Genomic DNA, 3,584 nt, shown 5'->3' on the forward strand with positions numbered 1-3,584 from the left:
GTGGGTAGAAGCTGCTGGAACAGGGAGGGGGGTAGCGGCGCCGGGGTGGCGTTGTGCAGTACCTCGTAGGTGCCGGTGCCGTCCGGCAGGTCAACGAAGCTGCCGGGACCGAGCACGTACCCGCCGGAGGCGCGGGTGTCGATCAGCCAGCCCAGCCCGCCACGGTCCCCCTCGGTGTTGCGCAGCTTCACCCCGTCGGGTGCGGTGTAGTACAGGTGGGTGCCGCCGCGCCGGGTGCGGACGGTGAACGTCTCGAACGGCAGGGGTTGGCCGGCGCGTTCGCACAGCAGTGCCAGGACGTCGGCGCCTTCGGTGACGCCGGGCAGGTCCCAGGGGGGCGGGGGGCGAAGCCCCTCCATTCCGGGTTTGGGCTTGTCGAGGTCCACCACGACCAGGCCGGACGGTCCACACGCGATGCCGACGTTGTACGGCGCCCGCGACCAGCAGCGGCGGATCAGGTCGGGGTCGGTGGTGGCGCGGGTCTCCCAGTCGGTGAAGCCCTTGACCGGGGGCTTGTCGCCGACGGCGGCGGGGAAGACGTGCCAGCCGCGGGCGGCGGCGGCCAGGGCGTAGCGCAGTTGGTTGGGCGGGGTCACGGGGCCTCCTTGGTCGGTACGAGTCCGCGCCATGGCCGGACCACACGGCTGCCGTCGGCGCGCTCGATGAGGACGTTGCGGACGGGGTACGGGTTGGTCCGAACGAACGGGAACCGTGAGGCGGGCAGGTCCTTGCGGGTGAGGCGGGGACGAACCAGCACCGTCACCGGCTGGCCGTGCTCCAGATGGGTCGGGCTCATGAGGCGGCTCCGATCAGGTCGAAGAGGCTGGACTGAAGCACGGGCGGCACGTCGCCGGCGCGGGGGTAGATGCTGGCGAGGTAGGCGCGGATGGCGGGTTGCCAGTCGATCCCGAGGGTGGAGCCGAGGACCGCTGCGGCGACGGGCGGTGAGACGACGTCGGCGGCTTGGAGGAACTGCTTGGAGCGGGAGCCCTGCCAGGGGTAGTCCGCGGGGAAGCCGGTCAGCAGCCCGGCTTGCGAGGCGGTGAGCGGGGTGCCGTCTGAGACACGTTTCCACGAGCGGGCCTTGCTCGTCAGGCACCAGGAGGGCCCGTCCGCTGAGAACTCGTTGCCGCCGCTGGTGCGCCGGTTGCCGCGGGTGTTGACGCGTTCGCCGGCGGGCCAGCCGATGGCCGCGGCCATTGTGGCGGCGGGGAACCGGTGGCCCGCGGGCGGCAGTTCGTCCCGCGGCGGCGCGAACCGGCCCGTCGTCCACAGCGCCCGCGTCGGCAGGCCGGTCAGGTCGGGCGCGTAGGAGCGGGTGGCGATCAGGAAGGTGCGGGTTCGGCAGCTCGCCACGCCCAGGTCTTGCGCGGCCACGGTGAGCACCGCGAGGTACGTCCAGTTGGTGGTCATGGCGAGCTCGGCGCTGATCTCCTGCCACAGCGGGGCAACTGCGGGCACCTGCTCGGCGACCATCCACCGCACCTTGGGGAGGCGGAACGCGAACCGCAGCGTCTCGACCAGCAGCGCGGACCGCGGGTCGTGCAGGTCGGCCAGCGCCGCCTGGTAGGCGTCATCCGACACCATGCCCGCGATGTTGTCGCCGAGCAGGGTCAGCGCGTTCCTGATGGCGGGGAAGTCCGTCATGCCCTTGCCGAGCCCGCCCCGGCTGAAGGGTGGGCAGGGCGGTGTGATGATGGCGCCGGTCACTGTGGGGAAGTCCTCCGGGTCGAGCTCGGGGACGCTGGCCTGAGTGCGGCGGAATCCGGCGGCGGTGGCGGTGGCGGAGGTGTCGGCGTCGATGTCGTAGCCGTGGAGCGGCTGCCGGATGCCGAGGATGCGCGCGCCCTGATCTATGCCGCCGGGGCCCGCGTAGAGAGCGAGGATCATGCGGTTCTCGTTTCGGGTTCAGCGGCGACACGTCGTGTCTGCAGGCCCGACGCGTTCGGACGCCACCGCGGTGGTACGCGACGGGTCGTCTTCGGCGGCCGTCCGACCCGACGCGTCGCGTCCGTCGCCGAGAAATGCGACGCGTCGGGTGGCGCCGGTGGTACGCGACGTCTGGTTCGTCATTGGGCGCGCTCCGGGGAGGTGGGGTGTGTCAGGTCGGCGTATCGGATGATCTGGGTGGCCAGGACCGCGACCGCGGCCAGCTCGGCGAGGGAGATGGCCAGCACTGCCGGGGGGTGGGGACCGGTTGTCCACAGCACGGTCAGGGCGGCCAGCGGAGGCAGGCAGAACGCCGTCAGGTCCGCGCCGAGTTGCAGCCGTTTCCGGGACAGGCGGCGGCGGTCGCGACGGTGTGCGTGCTCCCAGCCGAACAGCGGGGTGGGCGTGGCGAGCAGGCCGGTCAGCCGCGGCTGTAGGTCGGTTCGCACGTAGCGGCCGATTGCGGAGATGGCGTGGTCGTTCATCAGGTAGGTCCACCCGAGCACCAGGCAGGCCAGCGGCAGCAGCGTGAGCAGTTCGGTCCGGTCGGCGGTGGCGGTCAGGGCGGCGATGGCGGCGCTGGCGGTGAGGGTGGCGTACAGCAGGTTGTCGCGCAGCCCGGTGCGGGCGGCCTGCTCGCGCTTGATGGCGTCGTATTCGGCGAGCAGGACGGCGCCGGTGGTGACCTCGCCGTCGGCGGGCACGGTGGGCGTGGGCGTCGTCGGGGTGGTGGTCATGGTCGTGATCTCCCGGTGCGGGTAACGGTCAGCGGACGTTGAGCAGGCGGGCTCCGAGGCGGGGCCGGTAGCCGGTGCCGGTGCAGTCGGGGCAGTAGCCGAAGGAGTGCGCGAACAGGCGGGAGCGGCGTTCGCCGGTGCCCTGGCAGCGGCGGCAGTCGGTGTAGGGGTGCCGCTTGAGGCTTGCCCGGTAGGAGGCCAGGAGGATGAGCACGGTCAGCGCCGCGGCGGTCAGGCAGAGCGCGACGGTCGCGAGCGTGGTGAGGATGGATGGGCTGGTCATCGCCGGTCCTTGTCGTGGGGGTGGGCGTAGCGGCGGCCGGCGCTGGTGATGGTGATCTGGTGGCCGGTGGGGGCGGTCTCGATGTAGCCGAGGGCTTCGAGCTCGGTCAGGGTGTCGGGTCCGACGCTGGCGTCGTGCTGGAGCGTGGCGAGCGGGAGAGATCCGTGGGCGCGCAGGTGGCACAGAGCGCGGTAGGGGGCGTCCAGGCGATCAGCGGCGGCCTTGCCTGCCTTGGTCAGGTGGATGCGAAGCAGAGGGTTATCAGCGGTCTGCATACAGATCGGGTAGGCCTGCTGTGTCTTGTGGAGTCGACCGGTGATGTATCGGAGGTCGGCCAGAGCCACCAGATCGGCGCGGTCGGCGCCGGTGTGCTCGCGAAGCTGCGTGGCCCGGAAGCCGACGCGGGTAGCGGTGACGCTGTAGGTGGCCAGGTAGCGCAGGGCTCGCCATTCGGCTGAGGGAAGTCGCAGCGGGTTCACGTCCGGGGTGTCCTTCCGAGTGGTGGGTGGGTGCGGGCAGGCTCGCGCGCACGGCTGCGCGTGGGATGCATCCGCGAAAGTTTTCGATCTTGGATTGAGGGGGGCCACGAAGGGGGCCACGCCTCATCTGATGAGGGGGGCCACGCGGGGCCACAG

At 71.7% G+C, this 3,584-nt stretch carries 6 protein-coding genes; all 6 read right to left on the minus strand.

Annotated elements, in window-relative coordinates:
- A partial coding sequence (locus tag E1294_RS51400) for a bifunctional DNA primase/polymerase (protein ID WP_246083887.1) occupies positions 1-596 on the minus strand: 596 nt, incomplete at its 3' end.
- Complete coding sequence (locus E1294_RS51405) at positions 593-796, minus strand: hypothetical protein (protein WP_132520495.1); 204 nt, start codon at positions 794-796, stop codon at positions 593-595. The genes E1294_RS51400 and E1294_RS51405, both read right to left, overlap by 4 nt.
- Positions 793-1,890: a DNA cytosine methyltransferase gene (locus E1294_RS51410; RefSeq protein WP_132520498.1), complete on the minus strand. Its 1,098-nt coding sequence runs from the start codon at positions 1,888-1,890 to the stop codon at positions 793-795. Before E1294_RS51410 ends, E1294_RS51405 begins: the two co-directional genes overlap by 4 nt.
- Before the next feature lie 179 nt (positions 1,891-2,069).
- On the minus strand, positions 2,070-2,666 hold the full coding sequence (locus tag E1294_RS51415; protein WP_132520501.1) for a hypothetical protein: 597 nt from the start codon (positions 2,664-2,666) through the stop codon (positions 2,070-2,072).
- 28 nt (positions 2,667-2,694) lie between these two features.
- Positions 2,695-2,949 (minus strand): hypothetical protein, encoded by a 255-nt coding sequence (locus tag E1294_RS51420; protein ID WP_132520504.1) that lies wholly within the window; start codon positions 2,947-2,949, stop codon positions 2,695-2,697.
- Positions 2,946-3,428: a hypothetical protein gene (locus tag E1294_RS51425; RefSeq protein ID WP_132520507.1), complete on the minus strand. Its 483-nt coding sequence runs from the start codon at positions 3,426-3,428 to the stop codon at positions 2,946-2,948. Before E1294_RS51425 ends, E1294_RS51420 begins: the two co-directional genes overlap by 4 nt.
- Between the last annotated feature and the right edge of the window lie 156 nt (positions 3,429-3,584).

Source organism: Nonomuraea diastatica, assembly GCF_004349015.1.
GTDB lineage: Bacteria > Actinomycetota > Actinomycetes > Streptosporangiales > Streptosporangiaceae > Nonomuraea > Nonomuraea diastatica.

Bases quoted from the DNA above. Each gene is read 5' to 3' on its own strand.
- E1294_RS51420 (WP_132520504.1), bottom strand. From the start codon at position 2,949: ATGACCAGCCCATCCATCCTCACCACGCTCGCGACCGTCGCGCTCTGC.
- E1294_RS51410 (WP_132520498.1), bottom strand. From the start codon at position 1,890: ATGATCCTCGCTCTCTACGCGGGCCCCGGCGGCATAGATCAGGGCGCG.
- E1294_RS51415 (WP_132520501.1), bottom strand. From the start codon at position 2,666: ATGACCACCACCCCGACGACGCCCACGCCCACCGTGCCCGCCGACGGC.
- E1294_RS51405 (WP_132520495.1), bottom strand. From the start codon at position 796: ATGAGCCCGACCCATCTGGAGCACGGCCAGCCGGTGACGGTGCTGGTT.